Genomic DNA, 15692 nt, shown 5'->3' on the forward strand with positions numbered 1-15692 from the left:
GGCGACGGGCACACGTTGCAGGCGGTGGAGGTGGCAGAAGTGATTGTTCTGCATGGGGTTTTTCGAATCGCTTCGAAGTATTCCGATTGACAATCGCGGCACGTCCGATAGAATGTTCGCCACTGGATTCGCAGCCATCTCGGCAGGAAGAGATGGGCGGTCAGCGGAAACACGGACGGGATGCAGCGCATCGCCAACCACCGCTTGACACGCTGAGGCGAATCGGTAGAATACGTCTTCCTCGCAGGGCGCTGGCGACACGGAGTTCGCTCCGGCCGGCAGCAAGCGAGACGCTTCACCCAATAGGGTTTGAAGCCGCTCTTTAACAATCGATCAGGTAATTCATGTGGGCGCTTGTCGATGGCTCGGTGATCATGTCATTGAACCATCAAGGCAAGCGACTCGTCATAGATCTTCGGATCTATTTGAGAACGTTTGAACCTTGAGCCAAGTTTGGTGCTACTTCAAGCACTTATGATCTTAAACTGAAGAGTTTGATCATGGCTCAGATTGAACGCTGGCGGCAGGCCTAACACATGCAAGTCGAGCGGAAACGATGGAAGCTTGCTTCCAGGCGTCGAGCGGCGGACGGGTGAGTAATGCATAGGAATCTGCCCGGTAGTGGGGGATAACCTGGGGAAACCCAGGCTAATACCGCATACGTCCTACGGGAGAAAGCAGGGGATCTTCGGACCTTGCGCTATCGGATGAGCCTATGTCGGATTAGCTAGTTGGTGAGGTAATGGCTCACCAAGGCCGCGATCCGTAGCTGGTCTGAGAGGATGATCAGCCACATCGGGACTGAGACACGGCCCGAACTCCTACGGGAGGCAGCAGTGGGGAATATTGGACAATGGGCGAAAGCCTGATCCAGCCATGCCGCGTGTGTGAAGAAGGCTTTCGGGTTGTAAAGCACTTTCAGTGGGGAAGAAATCCTCGGGGCCAATACCCTCGAGGGAGGACATCACCCACAGAAGAAGCACCGGCTAACTCCGTGCCAGCAGCCGCGGTAATACGGAGGGTGCGAGCGTTAATCGGAATTACTGGGCGTAAAGCGCGCGTAGGCGGCGTGATAAGCCGGTTGTGAAAGCCCCGGGCTCAACCTGGGAACGGCATCCGGAACTGTCAGGCTAGAGTGCAGGAGAGGAAGGTAGAATTCCCGGTGTAGCGGTGAAATGCGTAGAGATCGGGAGGAATACCAGTGGCGAAGGCGGCCTTCTGGACTGACACTGACGCTGAGGTGCGAAAGCGTGGGTAGCAAACAGGATTAGATACCCTGGTAGTCCACGCCGTAAACGATGTCGACTAGCCGTTGGGGTCCTTGTGACCTTTGTGGCGCAGTTAACGCGATAAGTCGACCGCCTGGGGAGTACGGCCGCAAGGTTAAAACTCAAATGAATTGACGGGGGCCCGCACAAGCGGTGGAGCATGTGGTTTAATTCGATGCAACGCGAAGAACCTTACCTACTCTTGACATCGTGCGAACTTTCCAGAGATGGATTGGTGCCTTCGGGAACGCACAGACAGGTGCTGCATGGCCGTCGTCAGCTCGTGTTGTGAAATGTTGGGTTAAGTCCCGTAACGAGCGCAACCCTTGTCCCTATTTGCCAGCACGTAATGGTGGGAACTCTAGGGAGACTGCCGGTGACAAACCGGAGGAAGGTGGGGACGACGTCAGGTCATCATGGCCCTTACGAGTAGGGCTACACACGTGCTACAATGGCCGGTACAAAGGGTTGCGAAGCCGCGAGGTGGAGCTAATCCCGAAAAGCCGGTCTCAGTCCGGATCGGAGTCTGCAACTCGACTCCGTGAAGTCGGAATCGCTAGTAATCGTGAATCAGAATGTCACGGTGAATACGTTCCCGGGCCTTGTACACACCGCCCGTCACACCATGGGAGTGGACTGCACCAGAAGTGGTTAGCCTAACTTCGGAGGGCGATCACCACGGTGTGGTTCATGACTGGGGTGAAGTCGTAACAAGGTAGCCGTAGGGGAACCTGCGGCTGGATCACCTCCTTACCGATATGTCCCCGACTGTCGGCAAGTGCTCACAATGAATTACCTGATCGACCAGAGCAAAAGACTGTTTGGGTCGTGGACCCAGTGGTTTAGCCGGGTCTGTAGCTCAGTTGGTTAGAGCGCACCCCTGATAAGGGTGAGGTCGGCAGTTCAAATCTGCCCAGACCCACCAAATTTGCGTGATACTGCGTTGCTCCGACACTCGCATAGCAGGCTATGCGTCGCATCGAAGCGCCTTGTCTCACACAAATTATCTTCGGGGCCTTAGCTCAGCTGGGAGAGCGCCTGCCTTGCACGCAGGAGGTCAGCGGTTCGATCCCGCTAGGCTCCACCATCTCCCATCCCCACAGTCTGACCTGATCGGATCTGCAGTCATAAGCCATCCTTGCACAGCGCAATGAGCGGTTTATGACTGTCGATTGACAGTCTGCTCTTTAACAATGTGATTCATGCTGACAAACGTTCTTTCCGCAAGGAAAGAACACGAGATACGTCTCAAGCGTATCCGGCAATGTCGTGTGTCATCGCGGACCAGACCCTTTGGGGTTATATGGTCAAGCGATGAAGCGCATACGGTGGATGCCTAGGCAGCCAGAGGCGATGAAAGACGTGGAAGCCTGCGATAAGGCTCGGCGAGGTGGCAAACAACCTGTGACCCGGGCATCTCTGAATGGGGAAACCCACCCAGTGTAAGCTGGGTATCCCGCACTGAATACATAGGTGTCGGGAGGCGAACCAGGGGAACTGAAACATCTAAGTACCCTGAGGAAAAGAAATCAACCGAGATTCCCCCAGTAGCGGCGAGCGAACGGGGACCAGCCCTTAAGCATGTGACTGATTAGACGAACGCGTTGGGAAGCGCGGCCATAGTGGGTGACAGCCCCGTAGTCGAAAATCTGATCATGTGAAATCGAGTAGGTCGGGGCACGAGAAACCTTGACTGAAGACGGGGGGACCATCCTCCAAGGCTAAATACTCCTGGCTGACCGATAGTGAACCAGTACCGTGAGGGAAAGGCGAAAAGAACCCCGGAGAGGGGAGTGAAATAGATCCTGAAACCGTATGCGTACAAGCAGTGGGAGCATGCATGTCATGTGACCGCGTACCTTTTGTATAATGGGTCAGCGACTTATTTTCAGTGGCGAGCTTAACCGTATAGGGGAGGCGTAGGGAAACCGAGTCTTAACTGGGCGACCAGTCGCTGGGAATAGACCCGAAACCGGGCGATCTATCCATGAGCAGGTTGAAGGTTGAGTAACATCAACTGGAGGACCGAACCAGGATCTGTTGAAAAAGATTTGGATGACTTGTGGATCGGAGTGAAAGGCTAATCAAGCCCGGAGATAGCTGGTTCTCCTCGAAAGCTATTTAGGTAGCGCCTCACGTAGCACCGCCGGGGGTAGAGCACTGTTTCGGCTAGGGGGTCATCCCGACTTACCAACCCGAGGCAAACTCCGAATACCGGTGAGTGACGCGTGGGAGACACACAGCGGGTGCTAACGTCCGTTGTGAAAAGGGAAACAACCCAGACCGTCAGCTAAGGTCCCGAAATCCTGGTTAAGTGGGAAACGATGTGGGAAGGCTCAGACAGCTAGGAGGTTGGCTTAGAAGCAGCCATCCTTTAAAGAAAGCGTAATAGCTCACTAGTCGAGTCGGCCTGCGCGGAAGATATAACGGGGCTCAAACCAGGTACCGAAGCTACGGGTTCGTCGAATGACGAGCGGTAGAGGAGCGTCGTGTAAGCCGATGAAGGTGGATCGAGAGGTCTGCTGGAGGTATCACGAGTGCGAATGCTGACATGAGTAACGACAAGGGGAGTGAAAAACTCCCCCGCCGGAAGACCAAGGGTTTCTGTTCGACGCTAATCGGAGCAGAGTGAGTCGGCCCCTAAGGCGAGGCCGAAAGGCGTAGTCGATGGGAAACGGGTTAATATTCCCGTACCTCACTGTATTGCGATGGGGGGACGGAGAAGGCTAGGTGAGCCAGGCGTTGGTAGTCCTGGTGAAAGTCAGTAGGCTGAGGATTCAGGCAAATCCGGATCCTCAAGGCCGAGAGACGAGACGAACTGACCACGGTCAGGAAGTCATCGATGCCACGCTTCCAGGAAAAGCCTCTAAGCTTCAGATACAGTGGGACCGTACCCCAAACCGACACAGGTGGTCAGGGTGAGAATCCCAAGGCGCTTGAGAGAACTCGGGTGAAGGAACTAGGCAAAATGGTGCCGTAACTTCGGGAGAAGGCACGCCGCGTTAGTGTGAAGGCCCTGCGGCCGGAGCACGAGGCGGTCGAAGATACCAGGTGGCTGCAACTGTTTATTAAAAACACAGTACTCTGCAAACGCGTAAGCGGACGTATAGGGTATGACGCCTGCCCGGTGCCGGAAGGTTAAGTGATGGTGTTAGCGCAAGCGAAGCTCTTGATCGAAGCCCCGGTAAACGGCGGCCGTAACTATAACGGTCCTAAGGTAGCGAAATTCCTTGTCGGGTAAGTTCCGACCTGCACGAATGGCGTAATGATGGCCACGCTGTCTCCACCCGAGACTCAGTGAAATTGAAATCGCAGTGAAGATGCTGTGTACCCGCGGCTAGACGGAAAGACCCCGTGAACCTTTACTATAGCTTCACACTGGACGCTGATGTTGCTTGTGTAGGATAGCTGGGAGGCTTGGAAACCCGGACGCCAGTTCGGGTGGAGCCAACCTTGAAATACCAGCCTGGCATCATTGGCGTTCTAACTCAGGTCCGTTATCCGGATCGAGGACCGTGTGTGGTGGGTAGTTTGACTGGGGCGGTCTCCTCCCAAAGCGTAACGGAGGAGCACGAAGGTACCCTCAGCACGGTTGGAAATCGTGCAGTGAGTGCAAGAGCATAAGGGTGCTTGACTGCGAGACAGACACGTCGAGCAGGTACGAAAGTAGGTTCTAGTGATCCGGTGGTTCTGTATGGAAGGGCCATCGCTCAACGGATAAAAGGTACTCCGGGGATAACAGGCTGATACCGCCCAAGAGTTCACATCGACGGCGGTGTTTGGCACCTCGATGTCGGCTCATCACATCCTGGGGCTGAAGTCGGTCCCAAGGGTATGGCTGTTCGCCATTTAAAGTGGTACGCGAGCTGGGTTTAGAACGTCGTGAGACAGTTCGGTCCCTATCTGCCGTGGGCGTTGGAGATTTGAGAAGAGCTGCTCCTAGTACGAGAGGACCGGAGTGGACGCACCTCTGGTGTTCCGGTTGTCACGCCAGTGGCATTGCCGGGTAGCTATGTGCGGACAGGATAACCGCTGAAGGCATCTAAGCGGGAAGCCCCCTTCAAGATGAGATCTCCCCGAGGCCTTGAGCCTCCTGAAGGGCCCAGCGAGACCAGCTGGTTGATAGGCCGGATGTGGAAGCGCTGCAAGGCGTTGAGCTAACCGGTACTAATGGCCCGTGAGGCTTGACCATATAACACCCAAGGGGTCTGTGATGACCCACGACACCGGATACGCAGAGACGTGTCTCGTCAGCATGAATCACCGTTTTTCGCCTGACGACCATAGCGAGCGTGAACCACCTGATCCCATGCCGAACTCAGCAGTGAAACCGCTCAGCGCCGATGGTAGTGTGGGGTCTCCCCATGTGAGAGTAGGTCATCGTCAGGCACTTATTCAGAAACCCCAGCCCATGGCTGGGGTTTCGTCGTTCCAGGGGTCTCCCCATGGAGAGTCCCGGAGTGCCGCCGGGATCATCGTCAGGCACTTATTCAGAAAAGCCCCGAGCATCGTGAGATGCTCGGGGCTTTTTGCGTTCGGGCTGTCATGCGGCGGCCTGGTGGGGCTGGTAGAATCAGCGCTCGTTTCACGTCGCAGCAGGTCGTCATGCAAGCCACTTCTCGCCGCATCGTCACCAACCAGGCGGGCCCGCACCAGGGGCTCGAGGCGCGCGTGTCGCGGGCCCTGCAGCACCCGTGGCGCAAGCCGGTCGCCGAGCACACCCGTGAGGCCTTCGCCTCCGCTGCGCGCTGGCGAGAGGCGCGCAGCGACATGCCGCTGATCCTGGATGCTGGCTGCGGAGTGGGCATTTCCACTCGCCGGCTGGCGGAGGCCTTTCCCGACCATGTGGTGATCGGCGTCGATCGCAGCGACAGTCGGCTGACTCGGGAGCACGGTCCACTGCCTGACAATGCGCTGCTGGTACGCGCCGATCTGGTGGATTTCTGGCGACTCGCCTTCCGGGCAGGCTGGCAGCCGGCTCGTCACTACCTGCTCTATCCGAATCCCTATCCCAAGGCGTCGCTTCTCAAGCTGCGCTGGCATGGCCACCCGGTGTTGCCCTTCATCCTGGCCCTGGGCGGTCGCCTGGAGCTGCGCTCGAACTGGCGGCTCTATCTGGAGGAGTTCTGCCTGGCGCTGCAGCAGGCCACCGGGGTGGAGGCGGCCGTGGAGCCTCACGCTCCCGGCGAGACTTACCTGACGCCCTTCGAGAGGAAGTACCACGTCAGCGGTCAGCCGCTGTGGCGGCTGGTGGCCGAGCTGTCGCCCGACCCCGCACTGGTTCCCGCAGAGCAAGGAGAGCATTGATGGCATTCGTCTACCTGGCCCTGGCGATCGTCGCCGAGGTGGTGGGTACCACCGCCCTGAAGGCCTCGGAAGGGTTCACCAAGCTGTGGCCGAGCGTGACCGTGGTGGTGGGTTATGCTCTGGCCTTCTATCTGCTGGCTCTGGTGTTACGCACCATCCCGGTGGGCATCGCCTATGCGATCTGGGCGGGCCTCGGCATCGTGCTGGTGACCGTGGCGGGCGTCGTGCTCTATGGCGAGAAGCCGGACCTGCCGGCACTCCTGGGGATCGCCATGATCATCGGTGGCGTTGCAGTGATTCAGCTGTTCTCTTCCGTCTCGGCCCACTGACGTCCACGACACAACACAACTTCCTTGAACGAGCCCTGCCATGCGCCGCCTTTTTCGCCTTGCTGCCCTCATCCTGCCGCTGACTCTCGCCCTGCCCGTACAGGCAGCCGGCTTCGATAGCGTCTCTCGTCTGACGGACAAGGGGTTTCATCTCAGTGCCGAGGCGCGGCTGCTGGATGATGATAGCGTGCTGGCGGCCATCGAGCCGGAGCGACAGCTATCCCCCGCCTCGGTGAGCAAGAGCTACCTGGCCGCGGCGGCCCTGGATCGCTGGGGACCTCAGCACCGTTTCACCACGCGGCTGGTCAGCGAGGCGCGTCCGGATGCCGAGGGTGTCCTGCATGGCGACCTGATCCTCGATGGCGGTGGCGAACCGGCGCTGACCACCGAAGACCTGTGGCGCCTGGTGCAGCGGCTGTACCAGGCGGGGGTGCGTGAGGTGAGCGGCAGGCTGCTGGTCAGCCAGTGGCGCTTCGGGCCGGTGGAGTGCATCACCACCGACCGCTGCGAGGCCCGCCAGCGTACCCGTCACGCCTATAGTGCGCTGCTCTCCTCGGCCGGGGTCAATTATGGCAACTGGTGCGTCAACGTGGCTCCGGCGGAGGCGCCCGGCGAACCGGCGAATGTCACCGGCTGCGATAGCCAGGCGGCCATCCTGGCCATCGACAACCGGGTGGTGACTCGCCCGGACAACAGCGGCACCCAGATCAGCGCCGAGCGCGTGACCCGTGACGGGCGTGACGTGATGCTGCTCAGCGGCCAGATCTCCACCAATGCCCACCCGCGCGATATCTACCGGGCCAGCTCCGATCCGGCCGACCAGATGGCGTTGACGCTGCTGGCGATGCTCGACCAGTCGGGGATCACTGTCACCGGCGGGGCGGATACCACCCAGGCGTCTCCGCCACCCGCCGCGGCAACACTGGCCGCCGTGGATGGCAAGCCGCTGCAGGAGCTGCTGCTGCGCGCCATGCACTACTCAAACAACTACATGGCCGACATGCTGACCCTGAACCTGGTGGAGACGCCCCGCGCCGACCTGCGCTCAGGCGGAGCCGCCATCGAGGCCTTCGTGGCCGGCATCCCGGACCACGGCCCGGTGACCCTGCTCAGCGGCAGTGGACTGACACCGGAGAACCGCACCTCGGCCCGCGGTGCCAATGCGCTGCTGGACAGCCTCTACCACCGTCCCTCCCTGTTCCCCAGTTTCGCGGCGACCCTGCAGTCCCCGGCCAATGGGGTCATGCGCTTCATCCGGCGTGGCTCCGATACCTTCCAGCGCCATGTGATGCTCAAGACCGGCACCCTCAACCAGCCGGTGACGGTGCGTGCGGTGAGCGGCTACTTCCGTACCGCCAGCGGTCGCTGGGGGGCCTTCAGCGTGCTGGTCAACGGCACGGGCAGCACCCCCTACCTGAGCTGGCCGGAGGTGCTGGACCCCCTGGCGCTGGACCTCGAGCAGATGATCGACAACCATTGAGCGGCCTGGCCAATACTCCAAGGAATCGACGATGAAACCCGGATATACCGGCTGGCGTCACCTCGTGCACTCCACCCGTTACTCGCTGAAGGGGCTGAAGGCCGCCTGGCGCCACGAGTCGGCGTTTCGACAGGAGCTGACCCTCTGCCTGCTGCTGCTGCCGCTGGTCTGGTGGGTCGGCGATGGGCCGGTGGAGTGGACCCTGCTGCTCGGCAGTTGCGCGATCGTGCTGATCGTGGAACTGCTCAACAGCGCCATCGAGAGCGTCGTGGACCGTATCGGTCCCGAACGTCACGAGCTCTCCGGGCGCGCCAAGGACCTCGGCTCCGCCGCCGTCATGCTGTCGCTGTTGCTGGCCGGTCTGACCTGGCTGTTGCTGCTGGGACAGAAATTCTTCGGCTGATACGCCGTCATGGCGGATGCCAGCAGGAGCCCCGCTTCGCTATGCTGGGGGTATTCGCCAATTCGGATGCGAGACGCCCATGCCCCTGCCCGATGACTTTCTGCCGCTGATCGATATTCCAGAGCCCCTCAAGTCGCCGCTGGAGCGAACCCGGGTGCGGCTGGCCGAGGCGCTGGGCCAGGCCGAGAACCTGGCGGAGATGACCGACCGTGACTCTCCGCTGGAAGACTGGCTGGGCCTCGCCGAGCCGCGTCGTGAGCAGCTGGCCCGGGTCCTGGCGGTATCGGACTTCGTGACCGAGACGCTGGTGCGCTATCCCGACTGGCTCCTGCACCTGGACGCCAATGGGGAGCTGGATGTCGTGCCGGATGCCGAGGTCATGCGCGGCTGGCTCGATGAACGCCTCGAGGAGGCCGAGGACGAGGCGGCCATGCACGCCGCCATCCGTCGCTTCCGACGGGCGCGCATGGTCGGCATCGTGTGGCGTGATCTGACTCGCCCGGAAGGCATCGACATGTGGGCCACCTCGGCGGCGGTATCGCGGCTGGCCGAGACCTGCCTGGAGGCGGCACTGGCTTGGCTGGAACGCTTCCTGGAGCCGCGCTGGGGGCGCCCCGCGCCGCGTCGCGATGGCAGCGAGCAGCGCCTGGTGGTGCTGGGCATGGGCAAGCTCGGCGCCGGCGAGCTCAACCTCTCCTCGGATATCGACCTGATCTTCGCCTTTCCCGAGAACGGCGAGACCGAGGGTGGCCGCAAGTCCCTCGAGCACCAGGAGTACTTCACCAAGCTAGGGCAGCGGTTGATCGGTGCCCTGGATGCGGTCACCGCCGACGGCTTCGCGTTCCGCGTCGACATGCGCCTGCGCCCGCTTGGCGACGGCGGCCCGCTGGTCGGCAGCTTCAACTCGCTCTCGGGCTACTATCAGGATCAGGGGCGCGAGTGGGAGCGCTACGCCATGCTCAAGGCGCGCCCGGTGGCCGGCGACCTGGATGCCGGCGCCGAGCTGCTCGCCGGGCTGCGCCCCTTCGTCTATCGCAAGTACCTCGACTTCGGTGCCATCGAGTCGCTGCGCGAGCTCAAGGGCATGATCAACCGCGAGGTGCGTCGCAAGGGTATGGAGGGCAATATCAAGCTCGGTCCCGGCGGTATCCGCGAGGTGGAGTTCGTGGTCCAGGCCTTCCAGCTGATCCGCGGGGGGCGCGATACCGAACTGCAGGTGACCTCCCTGAAGAGCGCCCTGGAGCGCCTGCCCGAACTCGGCCTGCTGCCCGCCGAAGTGGTCGAAGAGCTGCTCCCCGACTACGTCTTCCTGCGCGACCTGGAGCACGCCCTGCAGGCCCTGGAGGATCGCCAGACCCAGAGCCTGCCCGCTGACGAGCTCGACCGTGAACGGGTCGCCCTGGCACTGGACATGGAGGACTGGCCGGCACTGATGGCCTGCCTCGACGAAGTCCGTACCCGCGTACGTCGCCACTTCGACGCGGTGATCGCCGAGCCCGAGGAGGAGGTGGAGGAGGTCGCCGAGGCGATCGCCGGGGGTATTCCCCTGGAGCAGTGGCGGGCGCTGTGGCGCGGCGAGCTCGACGAGGAGGAGGGGGCGGCGCTGCTGGAGGAGGCCGGCTTCGCCGACCCCGCCGCCGCGGCGCGTCGGCTGGCTACGCTCTATCACTCCCGGCAGGTCCAGGGCATGCAGCGCATCGGCTTCGAGCGGCTGGAGGCCCTGCTGCCGCTGCTGCTGGATGCCGTCGCGGCCAGCGACACCCCGGATACCGCCCTGGAGCGAGTGCTGCCGCTGATCGAGTCGGTACTGCGGCGTACCGCCTACCTGGCCTTGCTGCGCGAGAATCCCGACGCCCTTGGCCACCTGATGACGCTTTGCGCGGCGAGCCCATGGATCGCCGAACACATCGCGCGCTACCCGATCCTGCTCGATGAGCTGCTCACCCCCGAGACCCTCTACACTCCCGCCGACAAGTCGCGACTCGCCGATGAGCTGCGCCAGGCCCTGGCGCGGATCCCCGAGGAGGATGAGGAGGCCCAGCTCGAGGCCCTGCGGGTCTTCAAGCACGCCCAGACGCTGCACGTGGCCGCCTCGGATATCGCCGGCACCCGCCACCTGATGAAGGTGAGCGACTATCTCACCTATATCGCCGAGGTGATCCTCGAGGCGGTGCTGGCCATGGCCTGGAAGCACCTGACCCGCAAGCACGGCTTCCCCGAACTGGCCGACGGCGGTCGTGCCGACCGTGAACCCGCCTTCCTGATCGTCGGCTACGGCAAGCTGGGTGGCATCGAACTGGGCTACGGCTCCGACCTGGACCTGGTGTTCATCCACGATGGCGCCACCCAGGGCGAGACCGATGGCAAGCGGGTGCTGGACAACGGCGTCTTCTATACCCGCCTGGGGCAGCGCATCATCCACCTGCTCACCGCGGTGACGCCGGCCGGCACCCTCTATGACGTGGACATGCGGCTGCGTCCTTCGGGCAACTCTGGGCTGCTGGTCACCTCGCTCAGTGCCTATGCCGACTATCAGCGCCGCGAGGCCTGGACCTGGGAGCACCAGGCGCTGGTGAGGGCCCGGGTGGTGGCGGGGCATCCGCGGCTGGCCCAGGGCTTCGCTGACGTGCGTCGCGAGATCCTCGGGCGTGAGCGCGATGTCGAGACACTGCGCGAGGAGGTGGTGAAGATGCGCCACAAGATGCGCGACCACCTGGCGGGCAAGAGCGGGGAGGGGGAGTTCGATCTCAAGCACGACCCCGGCGGCATGGTGGACCTCGAGTTCCTCTGCCAGTATGCCGTGCTGGCCATGGGCCACGAGACCCCGGAGCTGCTGGCCTACAGCGACAACATGCGCATCCTCGAGACCCTGAAAACCACCGAGCGGCTGCCGGCCAGGGAGTGCCAGCGCCTGCGCGAGGCCTACCTGGCCCTGCGCAGCGCCGCCCACCGCGCCTCGCTCACCCGCGAGCCGGCCCTCGGCCGCAACGAGGCCTTCCAGGAGCACCGCCGGGTGGTCATCGAGGCCTGGCAGCGGTTGCTGGAACCGGCGGAACAGGACGTAAATCCCAAGGACTGATCAAAAAGGAATCTTGCATCGCATGAACAAGGTACTGGTACTCCACGGCCCCAATCTCAACCTGCTGGGTACCCGCCAGCCGGAGATCTACGGCCACGAGACCCTGGAGGACATCAACAACGCGCTTTACGAGCAGGCGGCGCTGGGGGGCTGGGAGATCGCCTGCCGACAGAGCAACCACGAAGGGCAACTGATCGACTGGATCCAGGCGGCGCGCCTCGATGGCACCGCGGCGGTCATCATCAATCCGGCGGCCTATACCCATACCTCGGTGGCGATCCTCGATGCCCTCAACGCCTTCGAGGGCCGGGTCATCGAGGTGCACCTCTCCAACGTGCACAAGCGCGAGAGCTTCCGTCACCACTCCTACGTCTCGCTACGCGCCGACGGGGTGATCGCAGGCCTCGGCAGCCAGGGCTACCGTGCCGCCCTGGAGGCGGTGATGCAGGCGGCCGCCTAGAGCGGCAGCAGGCCGAACAGGGTCAGCAGCCAGATCATCAGGCTGATGGTGAGGAAGGAGGCCAGGGTGCCGACCATCAGAGCCGCGGCGCTGGTGTCGCCCTGGCCGAACTGCTTGCCGAACAGCGGGTAGACGCTGATCATCGGCGCGCAGGCGAACAGCAGGCCTGCGGCGATCATCAGGGGATCCGCGTCGGGCAGCAGCAGGAAGAAGACCAGTACCGCCAGGGGGTGGAGCAGCAGCTTGCCGATCACGACCTGCCCCATGTCGGCCATCATGCCGCGTACCTTGAGGCCATGCAGCATGCCGCCGATGGTGAACAGTGCGGCCGGTCCGGCGGCCTCGGCAAGCATGTCGATGGGCTGGCTCACAGGGCCAGGCAGTTGCCAGCCGGTCAGGGCCAGGATCACGCCGATCAGCAGGCCGATCAGCACCGGGTTACGCGAGAGCCTGGCGAGTGTCTTGCGGACGACCCGGGAAAACCCACCGCCATTGTGACGACTGGCCTCGGCCAGGGTGAGCGCCACGGGGATGATCAGCATGGTCTCCACGACCATGTTCAGCGCCATGAATATTGCCGCCGGTGCGCCGATGACCATCACCGCCACCGGATAGCCGATAAAGCCGCTGTTGGCCGCCGACATGCCCAGGGCATGGATGGCCGCGGCATCCAGTGAGTGGCCGCGCCAGCGTGACAGGGCAAGTCCCACGGCGAATACCAGCACCGAGCCCAGTCCATAGGCCAGCAGGTAGCCGACATTCAGGGCTTCCTCGAGCGGGGTGGCAGTCAGCGCGCGGATCAGCAGCGAGGGCAGGGCGAAGTACATCACGAAGGTCGCGATGCCCTGCATGTTGTCGCGACTCACCAGCCCGGAAAACGCCGCCAGGAAGCCGGCACCGATCAGCAGGAATATCGGCAGCGTGATCGTCAGTATCTCCAGCACGAGGCTTTCCTTGGCATGTCAGCTGATGGTGGTGCGAATGTCGCGTGCCTTCTGCTGCAGCAGCGGCAGGTACTCCTGCATCAGGGTGTCGTGATCGATCCGGGCGGCGTTGGTGCTGATATTGATGGCACCCAGCAGGTGGCCGTTGGCATCGAAGGCGGGTACCGCGATGGAACGCAGGCCGGAGTCGAGCTCCTGATCGGCGATGGCATAGCCCTGGCGGCGAACCTCGAGGATGCAGGCCTTCAGCTCGTCCTTGTCGGTGATGGTCTTGTCGGTATGTCTCTGCAGCACCGCATGCTCCAGCCAGGCATCCAGCTTTTCATCCGGCAACTGGGCCAGCAGTACCCGACCCATGGAGGTATGCGCCGCGGGCAGGCGGGTACCCACCGACAGGGTGATGGCCATCAGCCGGTGCCGCGAGGAGGAGCGGGCCACGTAGGTGACCTCCTCGCCGTCGAGCACGCCCAGCGAGGAGGACTCACCGCACTGCCGGGTGATATCTTCCAGGACCTGCTGGATCACGCTGCGGTAGTTGTTGCTGGACAGGAAGGCATAGCCGAGCTGCAGCACCTTGGGCGCCAGCTCGAAGACGCGTTGCTGCTTGCGCACATAGCCCAGGGCATGGAGGGTCAGCAGGAAGCGCCGGGCGCGGGCCCGGTTCATGCCGGTGCGTGCGGCGACCTCGCTGAGCGTCATCCGCGGATGCGCCTCGTCGAAGGCCAGGATCACCTCCAGCCCGCTGGCCAGGGCGGTGACGAAGTCACGATCATCGGGACTGAGAACCTCTTCCTCGGGTGTCATCGGCGTTCCATCAAGGGCTTGCTGAGTTGCTCATGGTGTGTCTCCAATCTAGCATAGCGTTCGAATCGCGAACACTTGTACGGTATTGGGCTTTCGTCGGTTGGCCCAGCTCTCAGCCCCCTGAAACCGGGAGATCACCATGCCTGCCTCCTTGCTGCAGCACCCCTTCATGAGCCAGTCGGCACTCACCGAGACCGATTCAGAGAGCATGGTCCAGGCCATGCTGACCTTCGAGCTGGGCCTGGCGGAGGTTCAGGAGGCGCGCGGTGCCGTGCCCGGCGGCGCCAGTCGTCAGATGCGCGATATCCTCGCCGCGCACGCCTTCGATGTGGAGGCCATCGCCGCGGGCATCGCCAGCGGCGGCAACGCGGCGATCCCCTTCGTCAAGCAGGGACGGGCGGCATTGCCCGATGAGCTCAAGCGCTACTTCCACCAGGGCGCCACCAGCCAGGACGTGGTGGACTCGGCGCTGATGCTGCTGTTGAAGCCCCGCCTGGCGGCACTGGATGTCCTGCTGGTGCGCTGCCGCACCGCCGCCATCACGCTGATGGAGGCCCATGCCGGCACGGCGATGGTGGGGCGCACGCTGATGCAGCAGGCGCTGCCCATCACCTTCGGTGTCAAGGTGGCCCACTGGGCCATCGGCCTGGAGCAGGCCCGGCGGCGCCTGGCCGGCGTCGAGTTGCCTGTGCAGTTCGGCGGTGCCGTGGGGGTGCACTCCGGCTGGGATGACGCGGGGCTCGACTTCATGGATGCCCTGGCCGAGCGCCTGGGCCTGAGCACGCCGGTGTTGCCCTGGCATACCGACCGCCAGCCGGTCCATGCCCTGGCCACGGCCCTGGATGCCGCCGCCGGCGCCGTCGAGAAGTTGGCCCTGGACGTATCCCTGCTGACCCAGACCGAAGTCGGGGAGGTGGCCGAGCCCTCGGCCCCCGGCATGGGTGAATCCTCCTCCATGCCCCACAAGCGCAATCCGGTGCGCTGTGCCCTGATTCGCGGCGCCTCCCGCCAGGTACACGGCCACGCCTCGGTGCTGCTCAACGCCGCCGCCCAGCCCCTGGAGCGCGGGCTCGGTGAGTGGCATGCCGAGTGGGGCCCGCTGGTCGACAGTGCCCTGCTGTTGGAGGGGGCCCTGGAGCAGGCCGCCGCGCTGCTCGAGGGGCTGGAGGTGCACCCCGAGGCGATGCGGCGCAACCTGGCCGCTACCGGCGGCGGGATCATGGCCGAGCCGGTGGCCAAGTTGCTGGCGCCGACCCTCGGCACCGATGCCGCGAAGCGGATCAGCGCCGAAGCCGCCGAGACGGCGCGCCGGCAGGGCACTCCCTACGCCGAGGCGCTCAATGAGCATCCCGAGGTCCAGGGGCGGCTCGATGCCGATGCGGTGGCGCAGGCGACGGACCCGACCTTATACCTTGGTAGTAGTCGGCGTCAGGTCCAGCGTGCCAAAGCCTGGCTGAACGCTGGTTAACACCCTGAGATAAAATAAAAACTGACCCGTGAACACGCAGGGGAGGCATTGCCTCCCCTGCGTGCTATCTGGGCCCCGGATTGACGATGGGGAGTGGTGGGAGTAATTTGTTCGTATCACAAATCAAAGTTCGCTATTCGAACATTGGCA

Annotated in this window: 9 protein-coding genes, 2 tRNA genes and 3 rRNA genes; 12 read left to right on the forward strand and 2 right to left on the reverse strand. The window is 62.9% G+C overall.

Translation table 11 applies throughout. The annotated features are described in order from the left end of the window. Positions 1 to 482: 482 nt before the first annotated feature. The 11 genes from ACJ7IV_RS02470 to aroQ all read left to right on the forward strand — a co-directional run bounded on the left by ACJ7IV_RS02470 (position 483) and on the right by aroQ (position 12326). Positions 483 to 2021 (forward strand): 16S ribosomal RNA (locus tag ACJ7IV_RS02470). Between the two features lie 95 nt (positions 2022 to 2116). After that, positions 2117 to 2193, forward strand: a tRNA-Ile gene (locus ACJ7IV_RS02475). A gap of 86 nt (positions 2194 to 2279) precedes the next feature. After that, positions 2280 to 2355: transfer RNA gene (locus tag ACJ7IV_RS02480), tRNA-Ala, on the forward strand. Between the two features lie 218 nt (positions 2356 to 2573). Further along, positions 2574 to 5460: ribosomal RNA gene (locus ACJ7IV_RS02485) — 23S ribosomal RNA — on the forward strand. An 81-nt stretch (positions 5461 to 5541) separates the two neighbouring features. Then, positions 5542 to 5657 (forward strand): 5S ribosomal RNA (gene rrf, locus ACJ7IV_RS02490). Together the 16S, 23S and 5S rRNA genes with 2 tRNA genes alongside form the textbook arrangement of a ribosomal RNA operon. Positions 5658 to 5873: 216 nt before the next feature. Then, on the forward strand, positions 5874 to 6575 hold the full coding sequence (gene trmB / locus ACJ7IV_RS02495; protein WP_483865615.1) for a tRNA (guanine(46)-N(7))-methyltransferase TrmB: 702 nt from the start codon (positions 5874 to 5876) through the stop codon (positions 6573 to 6575). After that, a complete protein-coding gene (locus tag ACJ7IV_RS02500; protein ID WP_205743475.1) occupies positions 6572 to 6904 on the forward strand; it encodes a DMT family transporter in 333 nt (110 codons plus the stop codon). Before trmB ends, ACJ7IV_RS02500 begins: the two co-directional genes overlap by 4 nt. Positions 6905 to 6944: 40 nt before the next feature. Beyond that, positions 6945 to 8384 carry a D-alanyl-D-alanine carboxypeptidase/D-alanyl-D-alanine endopeptidase gene (gene dacB / locus ACJ7IV_RS02505; protein WP_483865616.1) on the forward strand — a complete coding sequence of 480 codons (1440 nt, stop codon included), beginning with the start codon at positions 6945 to 6947 and terminating at the stop codon, positions 8382 to 8384. Between the two features lie 31 nt (positions 8385 to 8415). Then, on the forward strand, positions 8416 to 8787 hold the full coding sequence (locus tag ACJ7IV_RS02510; RefSeq protein ID WP_483865617.1) for a diacylglycerol kinase: 372 nt from the start codon (positions 8416 to 8418) through the stop codon (positions 8785 to 8787). A gap of 79 nt (positions 8788 to 8866) precedes the next feature. Continuing rightward, the gene (gene glnE, locus ACJ7IV_RS02515; protein WP_483865618.1) at positions 8867 to 11866 is read left to right on the forward strand and encodes a bifunctional [glutamate--ammonia ligase]-adenylyl-L-tyrosine phosphorylase/[glutamate--ammonia-ligase] adenylyltransferase; all 3000 of its coding nucleotides are present in this window, start codon (positions 8867 to 8869) and stop codon (positions 11864 to 11866) included. Positions 11867 to 11888: 22 nt separating this feature from the next. Next, positions 11889 to 12326: a type II 3-dehydroquinate dehydratase gene (gene aroQ, locus ACJ7IV_RS02520; protein ID WP_483865619.1), complete on the forward strand. Its 438-nt coding sequence runs from the start codon at positions 11889 to 11891 to the stop codon at positions 12324 to 12326. On the opposite strand, the gene ACJ7IV_RS02525 is transcribed toward aroQ, so the two are convergent. Then, a complete protein-coding gene (locus ACJ7IV_RS02525; RefSeq protein ID WP_483865620.1) occupies positions 12323 to 13270 on the reverse strand; it encodes an AEC family transporter in 948 nt (315 codons plus the stop codon). The genes aroQ and ACJ7IV_RS02525 overlap by 4 nt on opposite strands. A gap of 18 nt (positions 13271 to 13288) precedes the next feature. Then, the gene (locus ACJ7IV_RS02530; RefSeq protein ID WP_161430511.1) at positions 13289 to 14074 is read right to left on the reverse strand and encodes an IclR family transcriptional regulator domain-containing protein; all 786 of its coding nucleotides are present in this window, start codon (positions 14072 to 14074) and stop codon (positions 13289 to 13291) included. A 139-nt stretch (positions 14075 to 14213) separates the two neighbouring features. Here ACJ7IV_RS02530 and ACJ7IV_RS02535 point away from each other — a divergent pair, with 139 nt between their 5' ends. After that, complete coding sequence (locus tag ACJ7IV_RS02535; RefSeq protein ID WP_483865621.1) at positions 14214 to 15542, forward strand: class-II fumarase/aspartase family protein; 1329 nt, start codon at positions 14214 to 14216, stop codon at positions 15540 to 15542. Positions 15543 to 15692 lie beyond the last annotated feature (150 nt).

The sequence above is a fragment of the Halomonas sp. C10-5 genome (assembly GCF_057169305.1).

Excerpts from the sequence above, each read along its gene's own strand:
- trmB (WP_483865615.1), top strand. The coding sequence starts at position 5,874 with ATGCAAGCCACTTCTCGCCGCATCGTCACCAACCAGGCGGGCCCGCAC.
- dacB (WP_483865616.1), top strand. The coding sequence starts at position 6,945 with ATGCGCCGCCTTTTTCGCCTTGCTGCCCTCATCCTGCCGCTGACTCTC.
- ACJ7IV_RS02510 (WP_483865617.1), top strand. The coding sequence starts at position 8,416 with ATGAAACCCGGATATACCGGCTGGCGTCACCTCGTGCACTCCACCCGT.
- glnE (WP_483865618.1), top strand. The coding sequence starts at position 8,867 with ATGCCCCTGCCCGATGACTTTCTGCCGCTGATCGATATTCCAGAGCCC.
- aroQ (WP_483865619.1), top strand. The coding sequence starts at position 11,889 with ATGAACAAGGTACTGGTACTCCACGGCCCCAATCTCAACCTGCTGGGT.
- ACJ7IV_RS02530 (WP_161430511.1), bottom strand. The coding sequence starts at position 14,074 with ATGACACCCGAGGAAGAGGTTCTCAGTCCCGATGATCGTGACTTCGTC.
- ACJ7IV_RS02535 (WP_483865621.1), top strand. The coding sequence starts at position 14,214 with ATGCCTGCCTCCTTGCTGCAGCACCCCTTCATGAGCCAGTCGGCACTC.